General features: G+C 66.3%; 21 protein-coding genes. 8 read left to right on the top strand and 13 right to left on the bottom strand.

Annotated elements, in window-relative coordinates:
• Window positions 1-20: 20 nt before the first annotated feature.
• The 6 genes from trpB to BSQ44_RS05390 form a co-directional block, all read right to left on the bottom strand.
• Window positions 21-1,241, bottom strand: a complete 1,221-nt coding sequence (gene trpB / locus BSQ44_RS05415) for a tryptophan synthase subunit beta (RefSeq protein WP_072602286.1) — start codon at window positions 1,239-1,241, stop codon at window positions 21-23.
• A 101-nt stretch (window positions 1,242-1,342) separates the two neighbouring features.
• Window positions 1,343-2,023, bottom strand: coding sequence for a phosphoribosylanthranilate isomerase (locus BSQ44_RS05410; RefSeq protein ID WP_072602285.1), 681 nt, complete (start codon window positions 2,021-2,023; stop codon window positions 1,343-1,345).
• A gap of 39 nt (window positions 2,024-2,062) precedes the next feature.
• On the bottom strand, window positions 2,063-2,695 hold the full coding sequence (locus BSQ44_RS05405) for a YdcF family protein (protein WP_072602284.1): 633 nt from the start codon (window positions 2,693-2,695) through the stop codon (window positions 2,063-2,065).
• Window positions 2,696-2,700: 5 nt separating this feature from the next.
• Window positions 2,701-3,462, bottom strand: coding sequence for a M48 family metallopeptidase (locus tag BSQ44_RS05400; protein WP_072607879.1), 762 nt, complete (start codon window positions 3,460-3,462; stop codon window positions 2,701-2,703).
• A 103-nt stretch (window positions 3,463-3,565) separates the two neighbouring features.
• On the bottom strand, window positions 3,566-4,027 hold the full coding sequence (locus BSQ44_RS05395; protein ID WP_072602283.1) for a DUF2852 domain-containing protein: 462 nt from the start codon (window positions 4,025-4,027) through the stop codon (window positions 3,566-3,568).
• A 132-nt stretch (window positions 4,028-4,159) separates the two neighbouring features.
• Window positions 4,160-5,176: a 1-aminocyclopropane-1-carboxylate deaminase gene (locus BSQ44_RS05390; RefSeq protein WP_072602282.1), complete on the bottom strand. Its 1,017-nt coding sequence runs from the start codon at window positions 5,174-5,176 to the stop codon at window positions 4,160-4,162.
• A gap of 115 nt (window positions 5,177-5,291) precedes the next feature.
• On the opposite strand from BSQ44_RS05390, the gene BSQ44_RS05385 reads away from it, so the two are divergent.
• Window positions 5,292-5,798: an Lrp/AsnC family transcriptional regulator gene (locus BSQ44_RS05385; RefSeq protein ID WP_072602281.1), complete on the top strand. Its 507-nt coding sequence runs from the start codon at window positions 5,292-5,294 to the stop codon at window positions 5,796-5,798.
• Window positions 5,799-6,728: 930 nt separating this feature from the next.
• Here BSQ44_RS05385 and BSQ44_RS05380 read toward each other — a convergent pair.
• The gene (locus tag BSQ44_RS05380; protein ID WP_235633353.1) at window positions 6,729-7,703 is read right to left on the bottom strand and encodes a DUF3800 domain-containing protein; all 975 of its coding nucleotides are present in this window, start codon (window positions 7,701-7,703) and stop codon (window positions 6,729-6,731) included.
• Window positions 7,704-8,216: 513 nt separating this feature from the next.
• Entirely contained in the window at window positions 8,217-8,990 is a 774-nt protein-coding gene (locus BSQ44_RS05370) for an alpha/beta hydrolase (RefSeq protein ID WP_083534508.1), read from the bottom strand.
• 216 nt (window positions 8,991-9,206) lie between these two features.
• Between BSQ44_RS05370 and infC the strand changes: the two genes are divergently transcribed.
• The 7 genes from infC (at window position 9,207) to BSQ44_RS05335 (ending at window position 13,376) form a co-directional block, all read left to right on the top strand.
• Window positions 9,207-9,743, top strand: a complete 537-nt coding sequence (gene infC, locus BSQ44_RS05365) for a translation initiation factor IF-3 (RefSeq protein WP_072602279.1) — start codon at window positions 9,207-9,209, stop codon at window positions 9,741-9,743.
• 44 nt (window positions 9,744-9,787) lie between these two features.
• Window positions 9,788-10,456 carry a methyltransferase family protein gene (locus BSQ44_RS05360; protein WP_083534506.1) on the top strand — a complete coding sequence of 223 codons (669 nt, stop codon included), beginning with the start codon at window positions 9,788-9,790 and terminating at the stop codon, window positions 10,454-10,456.
• 166 nt (window positions 10,457-10,622) lie between these two features.
• Entirely contained in the window at window positions 10,623-10,832 is a 210-nt protein-coding gene (gene rpmI, locus BSQ44_RS05355) for a 50S ribosomal protein L35 (RefSeq protein ID WP_072602278.1), read from the top strand.
• A gap of 43 nt (window positions 10,833-10,875) precedes the next feature.
• A complete protein-coding gene (gene rplT / locus BSQ44_RS05350) occupies window positions 10,876-11,277 on the top strand; it encodes a 50S ribosomal protein L20 (protein WP_072602277.1) in 402 nt (133 codons plus the stop codon).
• A gap of 115 nt (window positions 11,278-11,392) precedes the next feature.
• Window positions 11,393-12,478: a phenylalanine--tRNA ligase subunit alpha gene (gene pheS, locus BSQ44_RS05345; protein ID WP_072602276.1), complete on the top strand. Its 1,086-nt coding sequence runs from the start codon at window positions 11,393-11,395 to the stop codon at window positions 12,476-12,478.
• 155 nt (window positions 12,479-12,633) lie between these two features.
• Window positions 12,634-12,921 (top strand): type II toxin-antitoxin system prevent-host-death family antitoxin, encoded by a 288-nt coding sequence (locus BSQ44_RS05340; RefSeq protein WP_072602275.1) that lies wholly within the window; start codon window positions 12,634-12,636, stop codon window positions 12,919-12,921.
• Complete coding sequence (locus tag BSQ44_RS05335) at window positions 12,918-13,376, top strand: type II toxin-antitoxin system PemK/MazF family toxin (RefSeq protein WP_072602274.1); 459 nt, start codon at window positions 12,918-12,920, stop codon at window positions 13,374-13,376. The genes BSQ44_RS05340 and BSQ44_RS05335 overlap by 4 nt, the downstream gene beginning before the upstream one ends.
• Window positions 13,377-13,448: 72 nt before the next feature.
• Here the strand turns inward: BSQ44_RS05335 and trxA are convergent, their stop codons facing one another.
• The 5 genes from trxA to tsaE form a co-directional block, all read right to left on the bottom strand.
• Window positions 13,449-13,772 (bottom strand): thioredoxin, encoded by a 324-nt coding sequence (gene trxA, locus BSQ44_RS05330; protein WP_072602273.1) that lies wholly within the window; start codon window positions 13,770-13,772, stop codon window positions 13,449-13,451.
• Between the two features lie 74 nt (window positions 13,773-13,846).
• On the bottom strand, window positions 13,847-17,371 hold the full coding sequence (gene addA / locus BSQ44_RS05325; protein WP_072602272.1) for a double-strand break repair helicase AddA: 3,525 nt from the start codon (window positions 17,369-17,371) through the stop codon (window positions 13,847-13,849).
• Between the two features lie 38 nt (window positions 17,372-17,409).
• Complete coding sequence (addB, locus tag BSQ44_RS05320) at window positions 17,410-20,538, bottom strand: double-strand break repair protein AddB (RefSeq protein ID WP_072602271.1); 3,129 nt, start codon at window positions 20,536-20,538, stop codon at window positions 17,410-17,412.
• Window positions 20,535-21,266 carry a nucleotidyltransferase family protein gene (locus BSQ44_RS05315; RefSeq protein ID WP_072602270.1) on the bottom strand — a complete coding sequence of 244 codons (732 nt, stop codon included), beginning with the start codon at window positions 21,264-21,266 and terminating at the stop codon, window positions 20,535-20,537. Before BSQ44_RS05315 ends, addB begins: the two co-directional genes overlap by 4 nt.
• Complete coding sequence (gene tsaE / locus BSQ44_RS05310; RefSeq protein WP_072602269.1) at window positions 21,263-22,771, bottom strand: tRNA (adenosine(37)-N6)-threonylcarbamoyltransferase complex ATPase subunit type 1 TsaE; 1,509 nt, start codon at window positions 22,769-22,771, stop codon at window positions 21,263-21,265. Before tsaE ends, BSQ44_RS05315 begins: the two co-directional genes overlap by 4 nt.

The following is a 22,771-nucleotide window of genomic DNA, read 5'->3' as shown; positions in this document are numbered from 1 at the left end:
TTCACCAATGCGGACGGCGCCTACAACTCCACGCCGAGCAGCTTGCCCACGGTAAAGATGTCCTTGTCGCCGCGGCCGCACAGGTTCATCACGATGATCTGGTCCTTGCCCATGGTCGGCGCGCGCTTGATGACTTCGGCCAGCGCATGGGCAGGCTCGAGCGCGGGAATGATGCCTTCGACCTTCGTCAAGAGCTGAAAGGCTTCCAGCGCCTCGTCGTCCATGATGGGCACGTATTCGACGCGGCCCGAATCCTTGAGCCAGGAATGCTCCGGGCCGATCCCGGGATAATCGAGCCCGGCGGAGATCGAGTGGCCGTCCTTGATCTGGCCGTCGGAATTCTGCAGCAGGTAGGTCCTGTTACCGTGCAGCACTCCGGGGGAGCCGGCGGTCAGCGAGGCGCAGTGCTCCTCGCCCGACAGGCCCCTGCCGCCGGCCTCGACGCCGACGATCTGCACTTCCTTGTCGTCGAGGAAGGGGTGGAACAGGCCGATCGCGTTAGAACCGCCGCCAACGGCTGCGACCAGCATGTCGGGCAGCCGGCCTTCCGCCGCCAGCATCTGCTCCTTGGCTTCGCGGCCGATGACCGACTGGAACTCGCGCACCAGCTCGGGATAGGGATGCGGACCGGCGGCAGTGCCGATGATGTAATAGGTGTCCTCGACATTGGTGACCCAGTCGCGCAGCGCCTCGTTCATGGCGTCCTTGAGCGTGCCGTGGCCGGACCGGACGGGCCGCACCTCGGCGCCGAGGAGCTTCATCCGGAAGACGTTCGGCGCCTGGCGCTCGACGTCGGTGGCGCCCATGTAGACCACGCAGGGGAAGCCGAAGCGGGCGGCCACCGTCGCGGAAGCGACGCCGTGCTGGCCGGCGCCGGTCTCGGCGATGATGCGCTTCTTGCCCATGCGCCGGGCGAGCAGGATCTGGCCCAGACAATTGTTGATCTTGTGCGAGCCGGTGTGGTTGAGCTCGTCGCGCTTGAAATAAATCTTGGCGCCGCCGAGATGCTCGGTCAGCCGCTCGGCGAAGTAGAGCGGCGAGGGCCGGCCGGTGTAATGGGTGTTGAGGTTTTCCAGCTCGGCCTTGAAGGCCGGGTCGTTGCGCGCCTCGTTCCAGTGCTTCTCAAGATCGAGGATCAGCGGCATCAACGTCTCTGCGACGAAACGGCCGCCGAAGATGCCGAACATGCCCTGTTCGTTGGGTCCGGTGCGGAAGGAATTGGGTGCGGCCGGCTGGTTCATCGCAAATCCTGAACTGGGAACAGTTACGTTTTGCCCCTTGCGGGGCCTCACCGAGGCATATGCCTTTCCGGGGCAAAAAGTAAACTGTTCGCCGCGCCTCGTCAGGCTTCCGCGTCCCGGACGGCGTGGAAGAAATCCTCGATCAAGCCGACGTCCTTCTCTCCGGGCGCACTTTCCACACCTGACGAGATGTCGATGCCGGGCGGGGCGACGCGGCGCAGCGCTTCGGCGATGTTCGAGGCATTGAGCCCGCCCGAGAGCATGTAGTCGATGGACGGCTCGAGGCCGGCCAAAACCCGCCAGTCGAACGGCACGCCATTGCCGCCCGGCAGTTCGGCGCCCTTCGGCGGCTTGGCATCGAAGAGGAAGCGGTCGGCGACGCCGCGATAGGGCTCGATCTTTTCCAGGTCCGCCGCCTCGGCGATGGAAAAAGCCTTCATCACCGGCAGGTCGTAGCGGGCCTTTACCTCGGCCACGCGCTGCGGGCTCTCCTTGCCGTGGAGCTGGAGCATGTCCGGCATGACGGCGTGGACGATTTCGTCGAGGAAGGCGTCGCCCGCATCGACGGTGACGGCGACCGCCAGCGCCTCCACCTCTCGCTCGGTGGTGGGTGCCGCCGCACCGCCAAGGGCGGCCGCGCGCAGCCGGCCGGCATCGTCCGGCGTGATGTTGCGCGGGCTCTTATCGAAGAAGATGAAGCCGAAATGGGTCGCGCCGCCGACGAGTGCGGCGCCCAGTGCTTCGGGCGTCTTCAGGCCGCAGATCTTTATGTCGAGAGGCATGCGCGGGACATACCTCCTGACGGGACGAAAGTCGAATGGTCAGGCGAGATGGCGGTCGAATCCTCTTGCGATCAGGAACTCGTATGCCGCCATCACGTCGTCCGGGACGTCCTGCTCGACCGCGAAACCCTTCGAAGGGTAGTCCAGGATGCGATGGAGATCGCCGACCATCTCGTCGACGAGATTCTCCAGTGGAAATGCGTCGGTGGGCTGGTCGTCGAAAGCCGTTCGCGGAGCCGTAACGAGCGCCTCCACTTGCGGCCATTGACGATCGACGGCTGCGCGCACCCGCCGTTGCGTCTGCGGCTTGGTCACCAGCACGACCCGGCGGACGTCCGGGCCGAGCAGCCTTGCCGAGAAACGGATGTTCTCGCCGATGTTGGTCGCCTCCGGCTCGATCAGGATCGCATCTTCCGGCACGCCGGCAGCAACGCAGACCTTCGTGAAGGCCTCCGCCTCGCTGGTCGCGTAGAGATCGCGCGTCCAGTGCCCGGACCTTCCGGTCAGCACCAGTCGGGGTGCGATGCCGCCGTGGAAGAGTTCGGCGCACCGGTCCGCCACGCGCAGGTCGTAGCTGCCGAGGCCGACGACCGCGTCGGAGGGAGCGAGCGGATCGTCGATGCGGTGATAGGCGAAGAGAACGCGCGCGGCGGCGAGGACGCGGGCGTCCAACTCCCTCACCCGAACCCGATCGCCTGCAGCGCCGAGCCGTTGCGCTTGAGCCAGGCCTTGGCCTCGTCGGTGCGGGGGCAGAGGTCGCGGCAGAGTTTCCAGAATTTGGGGCCGTGGTTCATTTCCTTCAGATGCGCGACCTCGTGGGCGACGAGGTAGTCGATGACGGCGGGGGGGGCCATCATGATGCGCCAGGAGAAGGAGAGGTTGCCGTCGGAGGAGCAGGAGCCCCAGCGGCTGGTGGTGTCCTTGAAGCGGATGGCCTTGGCCCGGCGGCCGACGACCGCCGCGTGCTTCGCCACCAGGGGCTCGATGTCGCGTTTGGCTTCGCGCTTCAAAAAGTCGGCGATGCGGCGCGGCAGGTGGGCGCGGTCGCCGTGGACGACGAGAGCCGGGGCTCCGTCCAGCATCTCGACTGCCACGCTGCCGCGGCGGCCGGGTTCGTGGACGATCAGGTGCGGGACACCGCGCACGGGCACCTTGGCGCCGGGGCGAAGCTGCGGGCGGTCGGGCAGCTTTTCCAGCCGGGCCTCCAGCCAGCCCTGGTGGCGGCGCAGGAACTGGTCGACCTCGCGCTCGGCCAGGCCGGGCGGGACGGTGATGCGCAGTCCCTGTCCGCCCGCGTCGATCCTGAGCGTCAGCCGGCGGGCGCGCTGGTTTTCCACGATCCGCAGCGGCAGTTCGCGCCCGGCGACGTGATGCGTCCGCTCGAGAGGAGCGAGGGGCGGAGCGGAACGGACGGGTTTCCTGAGGAAGGCCGGAATCATGTGCGCCATGATAATCGAAAGTCGGAAGCGGCGGGAGCAAGCCCCGACGAAAAACGGCGCCGCGGGGGGCGCGGCGCCGTTCTCTAGTTTCGCCTTGCGGCGATCAGTCGTCGAGGAGGCCCGTGGAAGGCTTCGGCTCGGAGTCTTCGTGCCTGGAGTCGCGCTTGCGGTCGGCGCGCTCGTTCATGAAGCGATCGAACTCTTCCTGGTCCTTGGCGCGGCGCAGTTCGCGCAGGTAGCTGTCGAACTCCTCGCGCGCCTCGTCGAGCTTGCGGCGCTCTTCCTCGATGCGGCTCAGTTCGGCCTCGCGCCAGTCGTCGAACGCGACGTTCCCGGTGCGGCCATGGTGATGGCTGCGATGATGGCGGCCGCGCTTGCTGCGGCAGGAGGCGAAGAAGCCGTCCGTCGCCTGGTTTACGTCGCGCTTGAAACCGTCAAGCCGGTCGCCCCAGATGATGTAGGCAAGCATGGCGAGGCCCAGCGGCCAGAACACCATGAAACCGAGCACCATCAGCGCAATAGTCGCCGGCGTCCAGGCCGGACGGATCAGTGCACTCGTGTTCATCGTCTCCCGTTCCTTTCGTGTAGGGGGCAGCCAACCCGGCTGCATGATATCGAAATGGGATCGGGATTTGGGCTATTCAAGAATCTCCCTTGTAAAGATGTGTAAAGCCATGGTCTCACACGCTTTTATTCGTCAGCCGTTGCGGTAGACGTAGCCGTAGCCGTTGATGGCCGGGACGCCGCCGAGATGGGCGTAGAGCACCTTCGAGCCGGCCGGGAAGAAGCCCTGGCGCACGAGGTCGATGAGGCCCTGCATGGATTTTCCCTCGTAGACGGGATCCGTCATCATGCCTTCCAGCCGCGCGGCGAGGCGGATCGCCTCGTTGGTCTCTTCCGACGGGACGCCGTAGAGCGGATAGGCGTAGTCTTCGTTGAGAACGAGGTCGTCGTCGGCGATCGGCTTGCCGAGCTCGACCAGTTCCGCCGTGTTGCGGGCGATCTCCAGCACCTGCGCCCGCGTCTTGTCGGGCGTGGCGGAGGCGTCGATGCCGATGACGTTTTTCGCGCGGCCGTCGGCGGCGAAGCCGACCAGCATGCCGGCATGGGTGGAGCCGGTGACGGTGCACACGACGATGTAGTCGAATTTGAAGCCGAGGTCCTTCTCCTGAGCCCGCACCTCCTCGGCAAAGCCGACATAGCCGAGCCCGCCGAGCCGGTGGACCGAAGCGCCGGCCGGGATGGGATAGGGCTTGCCGCCCTTGGCCTCCACGTCCTTCAGAGCGCGCTCCCAGCTCTCGCGGATGCCGATGTCGAAACCCTCGTCGACGAGCTCGATCTCGGCGCCCATGACGCGGCTCAGGAGGATGTTGCCGACGCGGTCGTAGACGGCGTCCTGGTGCGGCACCCAGCTCTCCTGAACCAGCCGGCACTTCATGCCGATCTTGGCCGCCGTCGCGGCGACCTGGCGCGTATGGTTGGACTGGACGCCGCCAATCGTGACCAGCGTGTCGGCGCCGGACGCGATGGCATCCGGCACGATGTATTCGAGTTTTCTCAATTTGTTGCCGCCGAAGGCCAGGCCCGAATTGCAGTCGTCGCGCTTGGCGAAGATCTCGACGCCGCCGCCGAGATGGGCGGTGAGCCGGTCGAGCTTCTCGATCGGCGTCGGGCCGAAGGTCAGCGGGTAGCGGGGGAATTTCTCGAGGTTCATGGGCGCGATCTCCGGCGGTTCAGTTGCCGGGGAGACTAGTCGAAGGCAGGTGGAATGTGCTTTCGAAGATCGGAGGAAAATTGCTCCGTACGGACGATAGATTGGGTGAGAGCGGATGAAGCGGGAAGCCAGTGGGACGCACGCGGAAGATTCTTCCATCGCGGTTGCGCTCGACCGGATCGACATGAAGATCCTGCGGCTGCTGCAGAAGGACGGGCGGCTTGCCAATGCGGAGCTGGCAAAACGCGTCAACGTCAGCCCCGCGACCTGCCACCGCCGAACGGCCAGGCTGTTCGAGCAGGGCTTCATCCGGTCCGTGCGGGCCGACATCGCGCCGGCGCGCGTCGAGCGCGGATCGCTGGTGATCGTCGGCGTGGTGCTCGACCGCTCGACCAAGGAAAGCTTTGCCGCCTTCGAGGCGGCGGCGAAGAAACTCTCCTTCGTGCTGGACTGCCACCTGGTGGCGGGCGACTTCGATTATTTCCTGAAAATCCGGCTGCGCGACATGTCGGAGTTCAACCGGCTGCACGGCGAGCAGTTGCTCGGACTGCCGGGGGTCCGCCAGACGCGGACCTTCTTCGTCATCAAGGAAGTCGTCGACAACGCGCCGCTCGATTTCTGAGGCGTGGCCCGGCGGCGACCCGGACCGCTGCGCGCAGGACGCGGAGATGCCGGCGGAGAAGGTTTCAGGCATGGGTCTTCCCGACCGCGCCTTTGCGAAGGCCGGTTTCTGAACGAGGTGGGACGGTGGCGGCCGCTCGGTCGCTCTCTTTTTTTGTTTTTATGTGCGGCCTTGCGTCCGCCACCCGGCATTCTGGTCCTGACCGCTCCTTTTCTCCGATCCCCGGACGGCAAGTGGGCCGTTCGCGGATCATCAGCGCTGCCCGTGACGCGCACGAGGTCGTAATGCCTCTGGAGCACCGGGGCTTCGGGACGGACCCCCGGACCGCCCGCCACGTGCGCGAACGATCGGAGTGCCGGTTCCTTCCCACGCAATCACCGTCATGACCGATGGCCCCGCGGAAGGAACTGCCGGCAAGAATAGCGCCGGCTGAAAGGGCGGGGATGAAAAAGGCGATCGCGGATGGAGATGGGGAACGGGAACAAGGGGTTGGGGGCGGATGGGGGGAGCATTTGTCCACCGGGGGAGACGCTTTTTTGCGCGATGGCGCGCGGGCACAATTTTCGAGACGGGCCAAAGGGGGGGTAGCCGGAAACTCCGCAGCAAGACCTACGGGACAGATGCCATCGAACCCGGCATCACCTTGGCTGCTCGCCAAGCGCGGCGATGAAACGGGTAGGGCATTCGATTCTGCTATCGGAAGTTTTACTCCTCAGTTACGGCGCGTGGGTACGCGAAGGTGCAAGGTGAGGCACCCTATGGCGTCTGGCGACCGCCCCCGATACCGACCGAAAGCCAAGCGGCGATAAGTCAAGGCCACTTAGTCAGAAACAGCAACCTGAGCGGTTCAAGGAGACCGCTCGGGAACATGAAGTTGATGAGAGCGGCAAGAAATTCGAAGTCGCGCTCCGAAGGATCGTGGCCGATAGATTAGCGTCGAAGCCATCGCCTTAAAAATTCAAGCGCACGTCCAAAAAATCCCCAACTGTCAGGATAATAGATGCCGGGCTTCGTTGCTCTGGCCGGATTTATGCCGGCCGCTTTGAGTTGCCGGGCTCGACTCTTAAGGTCACGCCATTGCGCCTTGCTTCGTACTAGATCGACCCCGGGTTGCTGTCGATGATGTTCGGCCCATGCGTCTAAGTACGCATTTGGGATTTCTGAAACATAGTGGCTTCGCCCGCGAAGCTTCTCAGCCATCGGCATATTGGGAAAACCACATTCTTCGTGCTCGCGACGAATGTGCCATGCAAGAAGGTCGGCGGCCTGTAAGCCAACGAAATCACGGTCGCTCCTGAATAGAGGCTTCTTGTACACGCAGCGCCGTGCCTTTTTTGAGAGGCCCTGCATCATGGCGTCGAAGAACAGGTCAATGTCATCATCGACGCCGTCCTGGTCATCAAAAATGAATTCAATCCGGCTCTTTGAATCCACTCTCGCTGCTTCTTGAGCAAGCTTTGCGACAAGGGCTGAACAGGAGGTAAAGTACGGATTTGCTAACCCGCGCGGCGAAACCGGCGCAAGAACATTGTAGAAGTGACTTCGATCAATAGACATTTGGAACGATACAGGCTCGAAATGCCGGATCACCCGTGCCAAACCATTCAATTTCTCCTCGCGCTTCTCCTCGTTCCAGCCATGCCTACGGGCAAACTGACCTCTAAGCTGGCCTGCCTCGACCATATGCAAGTACTCGATAGAAGGAGCAGCATTTAGCTCTTCTTTCCATGCGTCGGCAAACAGCGCCCATTGATCAGTGCGATTTAAGTAGCCCGCTAGGAAAAGACGTCGGTCACCAATTTCGCTACCGGAGTCGTCGATAAAAGCTCGCTTGGCGTTTCGCACCGCGCCGGCCACAAACAACCGCTGATGTGCGCCCAAATCGGAGCCGATGCCGCCGACCAAGGAGGGGAACCGGGCAGGCTCATAATTCACCCACCTACAATATTTAACAGGTGGGTCGGCGAAGTACAATTTGAGGAAAATATTCCGACTATCCCAGGAGTTTATCAGATGCATAATCGGCATCTTAAGAACTGATCGGCTCCCGCTACGACACCCACCAGGGGCTCCGATCATGTTTAAACGGGTACAGTACGGCGTTGATCCCGGTGGACTTCCAAGACCGCCACATGGCCATGCGTATCGACGAAAGCCTCAGGAGCCCGAACATGAGCATCCACGCCAGCCTTGCCCGTACGTCCGCCTGACCCTGAGGATCTTCGAGGTTCGGCGTACCCGACCTCTCCGCCCCGCGCCGAGGCCGAAGAGCGCGCGCCTGCCCCAAGGGAACCAAGTCGTAGAACCTGCGTTGAGGCTGCACGGCTCCCCCAAGTTTCCTCTCCCTGGGTTGCCGTTGGGCAGTTTGCTGGCCGGCCTTTTCGAAAGGCCGGCCTCTTTTTTGGCCCGGCTTTGCCGTCACGCGACGCGGCGCGCCATTTCTTCCACCGAGCGGATCAGGAGATCGAGGTCTTCCGGCCGCGACAGGCGGTGGTCGCCGTCCCGGATCAGGCTCAGCGTCACGTCGTCGGCGGGAAGGTGCTCGACCAGCTTCTGTGCGTGGGTATAGGGCACGTCCGGGTCCTTCATCCCCTGCAGGATCGTCACCGGGCAATGCGTCTCGATCACGCCGTCGAGGACGCGGTTGAGGCGGCCGTCCTCGATCAGCGCGCGGGTGTAGACGTTCGGTTCAGGGCCGTACTCCGAAGGCTCCTCGAAGTAGCCCTTTTCCAGGAGCGCGCGCTTCTGGGCGGCCTTCAGCTTCGGCTCCATCAGTTCGACCGTGAAGTCAGGCGCCGGCGCGACGAGGACCATGCCGGCGACGCGCCGGCTCTCGGAGCCGCGCCCGAGCTCCTGCGCCATGCGCAGCGCGATCCAGGCGCCCATGGAGGACCCGACCAGGATCTGCGGGCCGCTCGTACAGGCCTCGAAGACGGCGAGGCTCTGCTTCAGCCAGCGCGAGATGGTGCCGTCGCGGAATTCGCCGCCCGATTCGCCGTGGCCGGAGTAATCGTGGCGCACATAGGCGCGGCCGGTGTCGTTCGCCCAGTCGGCCAGCCGCTGCGCCTTCGTGCCCAGCATGTCGGAGCGGTATCCGCCGAGCCAGACCAGCCCCGGCGCGTTTCCCCGCTGCCGCCGCAGCGCGATGGAAACGCCGTCGACGTCGATGAACTCAGGCGATTGTTTCTCCAAGGCGATCTCCTTTCGGTCCCGAATTCGCGCCCGGACATCTTCGGCGAAGATCGCCCCGAAGCGCCTTTCGGCATGCGTGCGAAGCCGAATCCGTTGGTTTTGCGTGATTTCTTCGGCATGTCGTGCTATTGACAGAATTCCCGCACGACCGACATAGGCGGCGGGCACACTCGAAGCAATTCATCCCGAACGGCATCAGACAAGGAGACCACGACCATTCGCAGACCGCACAAAGCCGCAGCGCCCGTGAAGGAAGGGCCGCGCGCCAACAGCGAGATCCGGGCAGCCCGGGTTCAGCTCATCGATTCCGACGGTTCCAATCGCGGCGTCGTCGCCATCCAGGAAGCATTGCAGATCGCGGAGGACCTGGGGCTCGACCTCGTCGAGATTTCCCCCAATGCGGAGCCGCCCGTCTGCAAGATCACCGATCTCGGCAAACTGAAGTATCAGAGCCAGAAGAAGGCGGCCGAGGCGCGCAAGAACCAGAAGGTCATCGAGATCAAAGAGATCAAGATGCGCCCGAACATCGACACCCACGACTACGAGACCAAGATGAAGGCGGTGCGCCGCTTCTTCGACGAGGGCGACAAGGTGAAGCTCACCCTGCGCTTCCGCGGTCGCGAGATGGCGCACATGGAACTCGGCATGCAGCTCCTGAACAAGGTGCGCGAGGAGACGGCCGAGATCGCCAAGGTCGAAGCCGAGCCGAAGCTCGAAGGCCGCCAGATGATGATGGTGCTGGCCCCGCGCTAGCAGCCGGCAGGCTTCGCCGAACGAGAAGCAGGAGAACGCCGCCAATGCATTCCCAGGATCTGCCAGGCGGGGCGGCGGCGGACGCCGCCTCTCCAGCCTCGACGCCGGGCCTTGCGAACTACCAGCGGTGGCGGCGCTACGTGCTGGCGGCGCTGGTGGTGGTCATCTTCGGCGCGCTGCTGTTCGGCCAGTCGCTGTTTCCGCCGGAAACGCCGGTTCACGAGACCGTGGAGATGGTCGGCATCCTGCTCATCTTCCTCGGCATCGTCGGGCGGCTGTGGTCGACGCTCTACATCGGCAGCCGCAAGTCGGCGGAGCTGGTTTCGGGCGGACCCTATTCGGTGACCCGCAACCCGCTCTACGTGTTCTCGACGCTGGCGGCGGCGGGCGTCGGCGCGCAGATGGGCAGCATTTCGGCGCTCTTCCTCTTCGCGCTGATCTGCGCGGGCGCCTTCCACATCGTCATCCTGCGCGAAGAGCGCTACCTCTCGCAGGTGCTGGGCGCGCCATACGAGGCCTATTGCCGGCGGGTGCCGCGCTTCATCCCCGACGTCTCGCTCTACGACGAGGGCGACACGGGGCGCTTCGTGCCGCGGCTTTTGAAGACCACGCTGTTCGACGGACTGGTCTTTCTCGTGGCCATGCCCGTGTTCGAGCTGATCGACGCGGGGCAGATGTCGGGCGTGCTGCCGGTGCTGTTCCGGCTGCCGTAGCCCGCAAAACACCAGTTGCGCGGCACGGGCCGCGCCGCTATATAGCCCGCGTTCAAGAAAGAGCCGCCCGGCAGGGCATGCCGTGGCGGTTTCTCATGCTTTCCGGACTTTGGTCGGTCCGGAGACAAAGGCAAGAGGCGCCGAGCCTCACACAAGGAGAAGCAAAATGCCCAAGATGAAGACCAAGTCTTCCGCCAAGAAGCGGTTCAAGATCACGGCGACCGGCAAGGTCCTGTCGGCCGCGGCCGGCAAGCGCCACGGCATGATCAAGCGTTCCAACAAGTTCATCCGCGACGCCCGCGGCACCATGGTCCTCCACGAGGCCGATGCCAAGAAGGTCGTGAAGAACTTCCTGCCCAACGGCGGCGGCATCTGAGCCCCACCTTCGGACAGAGCGCTAATTTCAAGGAGATCATGACATGGCACGCGTCAAGAGGGGCGTAACGTCCCACGCCAAGCACAAGAAGGTTCTTGCCCAGGCGAAGGGCTTTTACGGCCGCCGCAAGAACACCATCCGCATCGCCAAGCAGGCGGTGGAAAAGTCGCTGCAGTACGCCTACCGCGACCGCAAGAACCGCAAGCGTAACTTCCGCGCCCTGTGGATCCAGCGCATCAACGCCGCGGTCCGCGAGCACGGCCTCACCTATGCCCGCTTCATGGACGGGCTGCACAAGGCCGGCATCGAGATCGACCGCAAGGTCCTGTCCGACATGGCCATCCACGAGCCGCAGGCCTTCGCCGCACTGGTTGCCCAGGCGAAGGACTCGCTGGCCTATCTCAAGGACGGCAATCCGAACGAGTTCGAAGCGGCCGTCGCTTAAGACAGGCGCTTCCCAGGCGTTCGAATTTCGGTTTGGGAACCCGCGCCGGCCATGCCAGCGCGGGTTTTTGCTTGATATAAGGCACCCACCGCTGAGGCCGCGAAGGTGATTTGACATGACGGAACTGACCACGCTGGAAAACTCCCTGCTGGCCGAGATCGCGGCGGCGGGCGACGAGGCGGCGATCGAAGCGGTGCGCATTTCGGCGCTGGGCAAGAAGGGCTCGGTCTCGGAGCGCCTGAAGATGCTGGGCTCCATGTCGCCGGAAGAGCGGCAGACCATGGGGCCGGCGATCAACGGGCTGAAGAACCGCGTCACCGAGGCGCTCACGGCCCGCAAGGCGGAGTTGCGCGACGCGGCGATCGAGGCGCGGCTCGCGTCGGAGAAAGTCGACGTGACGCTGCCGGTGCGGCAGGCTCCGGCCGAACGCGGCCGCATCCACCCGATCAGCCAGGTGATCGACGAGATCGCCGCGATCTTCGGCGACCTGGGCTTCGCGATCGCGGAAGGTCCCGACATCGAGACCGACTACTACAATTTCACCGCGCTGAACTTCCCCGAGGGGCACCCGGCGCGCGAGATGCACGACACGTTCTTCTTCCAGCCGGACGAGACGGGAGAGCGCAAGCTGCTGCGCACCCACACCTCGCCGGTGCAGATCCGCACCATGGAGAACCAGAAGCCGCCGATCCGCATCGTCATCCCCGGCAAGACCTACCGGCAGGATTCGGACGCGACGCACTCGCCGATGTTCCACCAGCTGGAAGGCCTGGTCATCGACAGGACGGCCAACGTCGCCAACATGAAGTGGGTGCTGGAGGAGTTCTGCAAGGCCTTCTTCGAGGTGCCCAAGGTCGACATGCGCTTCCGCCCGTCCTTCTTCCCCTTCACCGAGCCCTCGCTGGAGGTCGACATCCAGTGCGACCGCTCGCGGCCGGGCGAAGTGCGCTTCGGCGAAGGCAAGGACTGGATGGAGATTCTGGGCTGCGGCATGGTGCACCCCAACGTGCTGCGGATGTCGGGCCTCGATCCGGACGAATTCCAGGGCTTCGCCTGGGGCATGGGCATCGACCGCATCGCCATGCTGAAATACGGCATGCCGGACCTCCGCGCCTTCTTCGACGCGGATGTGAGGTGGCTGCAGCACTACGGTTTCCGGCCGCTGGATCTGCCGACGCTGTTCGGGGGGTTGAGCAGCTGAACGGCCGCCGGGCCCCCGGAGCGTCTCGGCCGTGGGTGGCGGCGGAGTAGTCGCGAAGGCCTGCAAAGGCCACTGAAGGTCCGCCATTGCGCCGCATCGGAATCCGAGGTAGAGAAATTACGTATTTTGCGTAATTTAGCATCTGGAGCAGCACGATGACGACCACCGTTTCCGCTTCGGAAGTGCAGCGCCGGTTCGGCCGGGTGCACGACGCGGCGATGAAGGAGCCTGTCGAGATCCAGAATCATGGGCGCACGACGGCGTATCTGGTCTCGGCCGACACGTTCAGGGAGATGTGGAACTGCTATCGGCGCTCGTTCCTCGTCGGCGACCTCACCGACGAGGACATGCGGGACATTGCCGCCGCCAAGGTTCCCGAAGACATGGATTGGGAGCCGGATGACTCTCCCCGGGACGATGGTTCGCCTACCTCATCGCGATGAGACTTCCCGATCGCGTCGAACCCGGCCTCGTGCTGAAATACGGGTATCTGTGGTCCGACGAGGCTGAAAGCGGACGCGAGGACGGGAGGAAGGATCGTCCGGCGGTCGTGGTCCTCCGGCGCGAGATCGTGAGGAATACCCTGATGGTGACGGTGGCGGCGATGACGCATTCGCCGCCTCGCGCCGGGCAGCGGCCGGTCATGGTGCCGCCAGCCGTCAAGCAGCGGCTCGGACTGGACGAGCAGGCATCCTGGATCGTCACCCACGAACTCAACACGTTCGTCTGGCCGGGTCCCGATCTCAGGCCGATCGGCAGGCTTCCCGGATCGGCTGACGATCGCTGCTTCTACGGCTACATCCCCAACTCTCTCCTGCGAAAAATCGTTCAGGGCATTGCAGACAATCGCGCAGAGCAGCGGTTCAAGCTGGTGAAGAGGTCATTCGAAGGGCCTTGAGGGTGACGGCTTCGCAAAACAAAAAGGCCCGGCGCGACGGCCGGGCTTTTGTGCGAAAGAATATCTTTCCGATCAGGCGAGGTTGCCGCCGATCCAGGCGGAGAGCGCCGTCTTGGGGGCTGCCCCGACTTTCATGTCGGCGACTTCGCCGCCCTTGAAGATCATCAGCGTCGGGATCGAGCGGATGCCGTACTGGGCGGCGATCTCGGGGTTCTCGTCGATGTTGACCTTGGCGACCTTCACCTTGCCGGCCATCTCGGTGGAGATCTCGTCGAGCGACGGCGCGATCATCTTGCAGGGGCCGCACCATTCGGCCCAGAAATCGACGACCACCGGCTCGGCTGCGTCGAGCACTTCGGCCTGGAAGGTATTCTTGTCGGCTTTGACGGTGGACATGATGTTCTCCTTGGGAAACAGGAAGTCGAGGCGGATGTGGGTTCGGGCCGCTCCGCTTTCAAGCGCTCCTTGTCTCACGCCCCCGTGAGTCGGACAAGGGTCTGGTCCAGCAGCTCGGCGGGCAGCGTGACCAGGTGCGGGCCTTCGGTGAAGAGCAGCGCGGCCGTCACGCGCCGCCCCGGATAGAGCGGCACGAGCAGCGCCCGGTAGATGGCGAGCTGGGCGACATAGGCGTCCGGAACCGCCTCCACCGCGGAGGGCGGCGGGCGGTTGGTCTTGTAGTCGACGATCAGCACCTCGTCTTCCGTTACCGCGAGGCGGTCGATCTTGCCCGAGACGGCGCGCAGGCGGCCGCCGACGTCGATCGTGCCCATCAGCCCGACCTCGGCGCGCGAGCCGGGCGCGAAGACCGGCGCGAACGAAGGATCGTCCAGCACGCGCTCGACCGAGCGCCACGCCGCGAGACGATCGCCCTCCTCCCAGGTCCGGCCGGCGCGCGCGAGATAGCGCAGGGCAGCGGCCTCGCGCTCCAGCAGCGGCATCCCGGGAAGCGATTGCAGCAGCCGGTGGATCGCCGTACCGCGCTCAATGGCGAAGGAGGGCGCGGCGGCCGTGTCGAGCACAGGTGAGGCGGTGGAGGGCGCCGCCTCCTCGTCGTCGGAAATCAGCACCGAGGCGCCGGACGGCGCCAGCGGACGCGGCAGAGCGCGGGCCTGCGGCAAGGGCTGGGAGAGCGCCGGCGGCATGGCTTCCGCCGCAGTCTCCTGCTTTGCTTCCTCCTCGGCGGACGCCGTGGTGGAAGGAGCGGTGACGCGGTAGCGGCGCACCTGCAGGTCGGCCAGCGGATGGTGGAACTGTTCGACCGGGGTGTGGGCGAAACCGTTCGCCACCAGGCTGTGCCAGATGCCGGGATCGGGCTGCCGCACGCCGCGATAGCCGCAAACGACCAGCCGGTCCTCGGCGCGGGTCATGCCGACATAGAGGAGCCGCCGGTATTCCTGCTTCGCCTTCTCCCCGATCGCGTCGGAGATGGCGCGCGAGGCGCGGTTGGCGTTGTCAGAGGAGCTGCGCCAGACGAAGCCGCTGCCGGTCCACAGCCCCTTCTGCGAGCGGAAAGGCAGGAGGCGCGGCAGGTGGCTGTCTGAAAACGGCGCGCTGCCGGCATCGACGAGGAAGACGACCGGCGCTTCCAGCCCCTTCGAGGCGTGGACCGTCATGATGCGGACTTCGTCGCGCGTCTGGTCCATCTCGCGCTTGATGTCCGGACCGGCGTTTTCCAGCGTGGAGAGAAAGGTCTCGAGGTCGGCGACGCCGGTCTTTTCGGCAGAGAGGCAAAAATTCTGGAATTCGTCGAGGATCTCGCCGGCCTCGTGGCCGAGGCGACGGATCATTTTGCGGCGCACGCCGTCGCGGCCGAGGATGGCGGCGTAGAACTCGAAGACGGGCTTCGTGTCCGCCTCGACGCGCCAGCGCTCGAGCAGGGACACGACCTCCTTCCAGTTCTCGCCCTCCGCAGCGCGAGCGCGCAGCGCGTCCCACAGCGAGGTCTTCGAAGACCGGTTCGAGGCAATGGCGAAGAGATCGTCCTCCGTGCGGCCGAAGACCGGGCTCTTCAGGAGCGATGCCAGCGACAGGTCGTCGTGCGGCAGGAGCACGAAGCGGCCGAGCGCGATCAGGTCCTGCACCGCGATATGTGTTCCGAGGTTCAGCCGGTCGGCGCCGGCGACAGGGATCTGGCGGTTCTTGAGGCTGCGCGAGAGCGCATGGATGAAGCGATCGCGCTTGCGCACCAGGACCAGGACGTCGCCAGGCTTGATAAGGCGTCCCCTGCCGTCGATGCGTTCGCCATTGCTGAGCCAGCCATGGATGGTGCCGGCGACGATCTCGGCAAGCCGCACGGCGGGCGCGGAGGCATGGTCGATCGACTGGGTCCAGTCGTCCGGTTCCTCGACCTGCTCCGGCTCGATCTGGTCCCACAGTTCGACCACGCCCGGTTCGCCGGCGCGGATCGCCTTGTGCTCCAGCGGCTCGGGATCGTGCGTCAGCCCCTGCCGCGCCTCCTCGGAGGAAAAGACGAGGTCGACGGCGGAAAGAACGTCCTCGGTCGAACGGAAGGAGTGGGTCAGCCGGACGCGTTCGAAACCGGCATCGGCGCCGCGGACCTTTTCCGAGAACAGCCGTCCGTGGCGATCGAAGGCCTCCGGCTCGGCGCCCTGGAAGGAATAGATCGACTGTTTCTCGTCGCCCACCGCGAAGACGGTGCGATGGACGCTGCCGCGCGCGCCGGCGCCGGTGAAGAACTCGTCGGTCAAACCGGCGACCACCCGCCACTGGTCGGGGCTCGTGTCCTGCGCCTCGTCGACCAGGATGTGGTCGATGCCTTGGTCGAGCTTGTAGTGGATCCACGGGCCAACGTCCTGGCGCGACAGAAGGCGCACGGTGCGCGTGATCAGGTCGTTGAAGTCGAGGAAGCCGCGCGCGCTTTTCAGTCGCTCGTAGCGGGCGATGAGCCAGTCGGCGATGACGAGCGCGGAACGCGTCGCCTCGAGCATGCGGAAGGTCGAAAGCCGGTCGCAGACCGTCGTCAGCGCCTGCGATATCCGCTCGTGTTCGGCGGCGAACTCCGGAAAATACTCGCCGACGCCGCGCGCCAGGACGTTCTTGTGGGACTTCGGCTCCCATTCGCCCGCGCGCTTCGCTTTCAGGAAGACGTCGCGCGCAGCGATCAGGCCGGTGACGAGATCGGGGCTGGAACAGGCCGAGGTGAGCTGCGCGGCGAAGTTCTGGGCGTTGACCTTTCCCGACGCGCGTCCCCGCTCGTTGATGCGGCGGGCGAGATCGGCGGTGAAGAAGCCGTCGGGCCAGGCGGCGCTGGCGACATCCTCCTCCGTTTCCGTGCCCGAAAAGCCGAACTCCTCGAACAGGTCGGCGAAGCCCGCCGGCGCACCGCCGAGGGCATCGATGAAGGCGCGCAGCGTGTCGCGCTTGCCGACAATCTCGGCCAGAAGCCCGTCGAGGCCGGCCTCGCCGCCGGCCTGGAGCACGAAGGCGAAGGCCTCGGCGAGCGAGCCGTCCTCGCCGGCGGAGGCGCCGGACAGGAGGTCGCGGCGGGCCTCCGCCACCAGCGCCTGCTCCATCTGGCTGTCGAGCATCTCGAAATGGCCGGCGATGTTCGCCTCCAGCGGGAAGCGGTGCAGCACCGCCTCGCAGAAGGCGTGGATGGTCTGGATCTTGAGGCCGCCCGGCGTTTCGAGCGCGCGCGCGAAGAGCTGCCGCGCCAGCGCCGTCTTGTTCGGGTCCGGCTGACGGCCCTCGATCGCCGCGATCTCGCGGGCAAGGCTCTCCTCGTCCAACGTCGCCCAGCGGCCGAGGTCGCGGAAGACACGGGTGGCCATGTTGGCGGCGGCGGCCTTGGTGTAGGTGAGGCACAGGATGCGGGCCGGATCGGCGCCGTCGAGCAACAGGCGCACGACGCGTAGGGACAGGACGTGCGTCTTGCCCGAGCCGGCATGGGCGGAGACCCAGGCGGAGTTCAGAGGATCGGAGGCCCGCGCCTGGTTGCGCACCGTCTCTTCGGGAATGAAGTAGGTCTTCTTCATTCTGGTTTCTTCATTCTGGTTTCTTCATTCTGTTTTTTTCATTCGCCGGCATCCCCCGCATCGGGGCCGTCGGCGCCGGCCGACCATTCGAGCACGCGGGCCAGATGGTCGTAGTCGCCGCTGGTGTCGCCCTCGCGGAAGGGGAGTGCGCGCGACAGGTAGCCGGTTTCGGGATTGCCGTAGTGTGCGATCAGCTTCTCCAGCCGTTCCCAGGCTTCGTCGGAGAGTTCGCCGGCGGAGCGGAAGGTGCGCTTGAACTCCAGGATGGATTCGGGAACCACCTCGCCATTGGCCTTCAGCCGGACATAGAGGAGGTCGGCGGGCTCGGCCTTGCCGGCGCCACCGAAGGCGCCGCGCTTCAGGAGCGCGCCTTCGAGCGCCAGCTGCGGCGCGAGCAGCGTGTGGGCCTGCCCCTTGGACGGCGAGGTACCGGTCTTGTAGTCGATGATGTCCGCCAGTCCGGAGGGGCGGCTGTCGATGCGGTCGGCATAGCCCGAGAGCGTCACGCCGGTGGCGCCGATGGGCGTCGCCTGGGCGCGGTCCTCGGCATGGCGGGCGAGCAGGCCCGGCGCCCGCTCGCGCTCGAAGCCGACCAGATGCGGCGCCATGGCCATGAAGCGCGGCCACCAGACAGCCTCGACGTCCACGGGCAGCGCGATCTCGTCGAAACAGGCGCGTGCGATCTCGACCAGGCGATCCCGCGCATCGTCGGCGTTGGGATCGACGCCGGAGGCGGTGAAGCGGTGCAGGATCTCGTGGAACAGCGTTCCGCGCTCGGCGGCGCCGGGATCGCGCACCAGCGGCTCCATGGCGTGAAGGTCGAGAATGCGCCTTGCGTAGATCGCGTAGGGATCGCGGCGCAGCCTCTCGATCTCCGTGACCGAGAATCTTTTCGGCCGCGCATCGAGCGGCGGCTTCGGATTGGGACGCGGGGCGAAGGGCACGTCCTCGCCGTCGTCGAGCTGGCGCGCCCAGCCGATGTAGCGCTCGCCGCGGCGCTTCAACGCCGCGGTTTCGTCCGCACCGACGACCGTCAGGAGCCGCTGGAGCCAGCGCGAGGCGACGGCGGGCGCGTCGCCGGCACGCGCGGCGCGGCTGAGCACCACGCGCTCGGTGCCCATGGCCATGACGAAGTCGTGCGCGGCGAGCCCGATGCGGCGTTCGGGCGGTTCGAGCTCGATGCCGGTCTTCATCATGCGCGACATGAAGCGGTCGGCCTCGGCCTTGCGCGGCCAGGTGCCTTCGTTGAGGCCGCCGATCACCAGAAGGTCGGCGCTTTGCAGCCGCGCCTCCAGCGTGCCCCAGATCGACACGCGCGGATCGCTGCCCGCGGACGGCTTGACGGTCTCCGCCGAGATCAGCGCGCCGAGGATGGCCGGCCATTCGGCGGGCGCGACGACGGTGTCGCCGCAGGCCGCCACCAGGTTGCGCAGGAAGGCGACGAGGCCCTCGCCCGCGTCGCCCGCATAGAGCCCGGCCAGGCTGCCGTCCTCGCCCCGTCCGATCGTTTCCAGACCGGCAATTGTCGCGGCGGCGAGATCGGCCATCAGCGCCTCGTCGCGGCCGCGGAGTTCGATCAGCGGCTGCAGCGCATCGGCAAGCGAGATCAGCAGCCTCGCGACCGCTCCGACGTCGTCTTCGCCCAGGCGGTCCCACCAGAAGGGCTTTCTCGGATCGGTCTCGAAGCCGTCGTGACGGTCGAGGAAATCGCTGGCAAGGGTGGCGATGTCGGGCCGCCCGGTGCCACCGCGCAGCGCCACGAGTTCGGTGAGTTCCACGAGGCGGCGGATTTCGGCGCGCCGGTGGCCCATGCGGAACAGCGGGTGCTTCAGGAGGGCGAGCAGCGGTACCGGATCGCCGGGCGCAAAGACCGCGTCTAGCATCTGGGTCAGCAACTGACCGGGCAGCGTCCGCGACAGGAGCGTGCCGCCGGAATCGTCGGCGACGATGCCGAAGCGGGCGAGTTCGGCCGAGACACGGCGGGCGAGTTCCCGGTCGCTGGTGACCAGCGCCACGTGGCTGCCTTCGCCGGTGATCGCCTCGCGCAGGGCGACCGCCACGGCGATCGCCTCCTCACGCTCGTTGGCCGCTTCTATGAGCGAGACGCCCGACAGGGCACCGTCCGCCACCGCGCGCTCCACCTCGACGCGCGTCTCGAGCCAGCGTTCGGTCGTTTCGGCGGGACGCAGGGCCTCGCCGACGACGATGCCCCTGCCCGCCAAAGCCGGGGAAGGCGTGCCGAGTTCGACGACGTCGTCGCGCAGGAGGCCGATGGTGGCGAGGAGCTTCTTCAGGCCGTACTGCGGATGGCCGAAGGCGGAGCCGGGCTGGCTGCTTTCGCCGATCACCTTCCAGGCGTCGGCGTCGAGCGTGCGGTCGAGGCCGGGCAGGACCACCGCGCCTTGCGGCAGGCGCGCGATGGCCGCGAGCAGCCGCGCGGTGGCCGGGATGGAGCCGGTGGAGCCGGCGGCGATGACCGGGCCGGCCGGCGGGCTGCGCAGCATCCGTTCGGCCTCGGCGCGGATCATCGCGCCGCGATGGGCGGCCGGGTTCGACCGGTCGAGTTCCTCCAGCAGCTTCGGCCAGGCATCGGTGACGATCGACAGGAACTCCAGCGTGACCTGCCACCAGGCGGCGAGGTCGCGGTCGACCAACGAGGCGAGGCCGGACCACTCGACGCCTTCGGTCTCGATCTCGTCCATCAGGGCGGCGAGGTCGCGCGCCAGCCAGATGGAATCGGCGAAGGAGGCGGGGACGACGATGTCCTCCTCGAACATCGCGGCGACGTGGGAGGGCAGCCGGCGTTTCCAGGCTTGTACCAGCGGTGCGAGGGCGAGCAGCCGCTCCATCGGCGCGATCGGCGGGGCAAGCTCCAGCTCGGCGGCGGAGTGTCCTTCGAACAGGATCGCGTCCTCGTCGAAATCGCCGAGCGGGCGGATCACCGAGAGGATGGCCGAGCCGCCCATGCGGGTGGCGAAGATGGCGCGCAGTTCACGCGCGGCGCGGCGCGTCGGAACGTAGATCGTCGCGTCGGCGAGCCTCAGCGGATCGCCGTCGAAGACGAAGCCCGGCACGAGATCGCCCTTCAGGAACGCATCCACCAGGGTCGGCAGGAACGGAACGCCGGGCGGGATCGAGAAGACCCGGGGCGCCGACGGCGTGCTCATGACGCCTCGGCGGGGGCTCTCGCGACCGCCGCCTCCGCTAACGGGATTGCATCCGGTGTGCCGACGGTGATCCAGTTCCCGCGCAGCCGATGGCCGAAGAGGCGGCCATCGGCGATCGCGGTGTCGAAATAGCGGTTGAGCGAGTGCGGCCCTGCGGGCGCGCCCTCGAAGATGCGGGGATGCACGATGGCGGCGCCGGCATAGATGACGCCCGCGGGATCGCCGCGCGAGCGGGCGAGCCGTCCGTCGGCGTCGAGGAGGAAATCCGTGCCGCCGGAATGTCCGGTCGCGCGGGCGATGTCGGCCACGAGCAGGAGTATGTCCATCGTGCCCGCATCCCACTGCCGCGCGAGGGCGACGAGGTTGGGCTCGTCGTCGTCGAGCCAGAAGGTGTCGGCGTTGAGGACGAGGAAGGGTTCGTCGCCCAGGAGCGGCAGCGCCTTGACGATGCCGCCGGCCGAATCGAGCAGGAGGTCGCTCTCGTCTGAGATCGCGACCGACGGGTGCGTCCGACCCGAAAGATGGGCGGCGATCTGGCTGCCGAGATAGTGCGTATTGACGACAGCATGGGGCACGCCCGCGCGGGCGAGCGCATCCAGGCCCCAGTCGAGGAGCGGCTTGCCGGCGATGCGCACCAGCGGCTTCGGCAGGGTGTCGGTGACCGGGCGCATGCGCTTGCCGAGGCCGGCGGCTAGCACCATGGCGGTGTGAGGGATGGTGCCGTTCATGCGGCGACGTCTTCCAGCAGCCCGTGGCGGCTGTAGAAGCGTGCCACCGGGGCCAGCGCGGGATGCGACAGGGCGCGACCGAGATAGGACCGGATGCGCGGCAGGTGCTTCAGGTATTGCGGTTTTCCATCGCGCCGGTCCAGCCGCACGAAGATGCCGAGGATCTTGGAATTGCGCTGCGCGGCCATGATGGCATAGGCCTCCTCGAAGGCGGTCCGGTCGAACGCGCCGGCGGCGCGACTCGCCTCCACATAGGCTTCCAAGATGGCGCTTTCGAGTTCCGCCGGGATGGTCACGCGCGCGTCCATGGCAAGCGACGCCACGTCATATGCGGCCGGGCCGATCATGGCGTCCTGAAAGTCGATGATGCCGAGCCGGTCGAGCCCGGCCCTTTCCTCGCGCCAGATCAGATTGGGCGAATGGTAGTCGCGCAGGACGAGGCTCGTCTCTGCAGTCTCCAGCCGGTCGAACACGGCGTTCCAGGCGTCGAGAAACTCCTCGCGCATGGCGGCGTCCGCCGGCCTGCCGGTGGCGAAGGGCACGTACCAGTCGGTGATGAGTTCGACCTCGATCGCCATCGCCCCGCGATCATAGCGCGGAACGATGTGGTCGGCGCCCGCGCTCGTGCGGATTTCCCGCGGCCAGGATCGGGCATGCATGGCTGCCAGCAGGCGCGCGGCTTCCTCGCAACGCTCGCGCACCGGCTGTCCGTCGGGGGACAGATACGAGCCCGAGCCGAGATGCTCGATCAGAAGCAGGCCGGCATCGACGTCGGCGGCGAAGATCTCCGGCGCGCAAAAGCCTTTCGCGCGCAGCGCCTCGTCGATGGCGACGAAAGGCAGGACGGATTCGGCGAGGTGGGCGATCTGGCTGTAGGGCTTGCCGTCGCGGATCGGCGGTCCGTCGGGCTGCTTCGGCGCATTCATCAGGATGCGGATGCCGTCTCCGGTTTCCACCGTCTCGTAGGCCCGGGTCGAGGCATCGCCAAGGAGGAAGCGGCGGCGCCCCTGCCCCCAACCGGCGGCGGCGAGGAAATCGCGGATCGCCAGGGAGCGCCGCAGCCGCCCCATCGCGGCTGGGTTGCCGGAGACCGTGGCACGGCGGCCGTCGCCTTCGTGCTCCAGTCGTATCGTCACGGACGTCCCGGGAAGGCGATCGCCCGCCCGCTCCGGCCATTCGACCAGCACCACGCCAGTCGCGGCAAGCTCGTCGACGCCGAGTTCGTCCACCTCGTCCGCATCCGACAGCCGGTAGAGGTCGAGATGGTGGACGGGAATGCGCAGGTCGTAGCTCTGGACGAGCGTGAACGTCGGGCTCGGCACTTCGAGGTCCGGATCGCCGGCGATCGAGCGGATCAGCGCGCGGGCCAGCGTGGTCTTGCCGGCGCCCAGATCGCCTTCCAGCCGGATCAGGTCACCGGGCTTGACGGCGAGCGCGACGTCCTCGCCGAAGCGCTGCGTCGCCGCCTCGTCGCCAAGCGCTATCTCCAGCGCGGAGTTTTCCAT

It is taken from the genome of Aquibium oceanicum (assembly GCF_001889605.1).
GTDB classification, from domain to species: domain Bacteria; phylum Pseudomonadota; class Alphaproteobacteria; order Rhizobiales; family Rhizobiaceae; genus Aquibium; species Aquibium oceanicum.
The sequence above is the reverse complement of the archived record's forward strand: the minus strand, read 5'-3'. Positions and strand labels throughout refer to the sequence as shown.

Bases quoted from the DNA above. Each gene is read 5' to 3' on its own strand.
- BSQ44_RS05410 (WP_072602285.1), bottom strand. From the start codon at position 2,023: ATGCCTCTCGACATAAAGATCTGCGGCCTGAAGACGCCCGAAGCACTG.
- pheS (WP_072602276.1), top strand. From the start codon at position 11,393: ATGACGGAACTGACCACGCTGGAAAACTCCCTGCTGGCCGAGATCGCG.
- BSQ44_RS05360 (WP_083534506.1), top strand. From the start codon at position 9,788: ATGCATTCCCAGGATCTGCCAGGCGGGGCGGCGGCGGACGCCGCCTCT.
- BSQ44_RS05335 (WP_072602274.1), top strand. From the start codon at position 12,918: ATGAGACTTCCCGATCGCGTCGAACCCGGCCTCGTGCTGAAATACGGG.
- BSQ44_RS05400 (WP_072607879.1), bottom strand. From the start codon at position 3,462: ATGATTCCGGCCTTCCTCAGGAAACCCGTCCGTTCCGCTCCGCCCCTC.
- BSQ44_RS05395 (WP_072602283.1), bottom strand. From the start codon at position 4,027: ATGAACACGAGTGCACTGATCCGTCCGGCCTGGACGCCGGCGACTATT.
- addA (WP_072602272.1), bottom strand. From the start codon at position 17,371: ATGAAGAAGACCTACTTCATTCCCGAAGAGACGGTGCGCAACCAGGCG.
- rplT (WP_072602277.1), top strand. From the start codon at position 10,876: ATGGCACGCGTCAAGAGGGGCGTAACGTCCCACGCCAAGCACAAGAAG.
- tsaE (WP_072602269.1), bottom strand. From the start codon at position 22,771: ATGGAAAACTCCGCGCTGGAGATAGCGCTTGGCGACGAGGCGGCGACG.
- BSQ44_RS05340 (WP_072602275.1), top strand. From the start codon at position 12,634: ATGACGACCACCGTTTCCGCTTCGGAAGTGCAGCGCCGGTTCGGCCGG.
- BSQ44_RS05390 (WP_072602282.1), bottom strand. From the start codon at position 5,176: ATGAACCTCGAGAAATTCCCCCGCTACCCGCTGACCTTCGGCCCGACG.
- trxA (WP_072602273.1), bottom strand. From the start codon at position 13,772: ATGTCCACCGTCAAAGCCGACAAGAATACCTTCCAGGCCGAAGTGCTC.
- rpmI (WP_072602278.1), top strand. From the start codon at position 10,623: ATGCCCAAGATGAAGACCAAGTCTTCCGCCAAGAAGCGGTTCAAGATC.
- BSQ44_RS05385 (WP_072602281.1), top strand. From the start codon at position 5,292: ATGAAGCGGGAAGCCAGTGGGACGCACGCGGAAGATTCTTCCATCGCG.
- addB (WP_072602271.1), bottom strand. From the start codon at position 20,538: ATGAGCACGCCGTCGGCGCCCCGGGTCTTCTCGATCCCGCCCGGCGTT.
- BSQ44_RS05315 (WP_072602270.1), bottom strand. From the start codon at position 21,266: ATGAACGGCACCATCCCTCACACCGCCATGGTGCTAGCCGCCGGCCTC.
- trpB (WP_072602286.1), bottom strand. From the start codon at position 1,241: ATGAACCAGCCGGCCGCACCCAATTCCTTCCGCACCGGACCCAACGAA.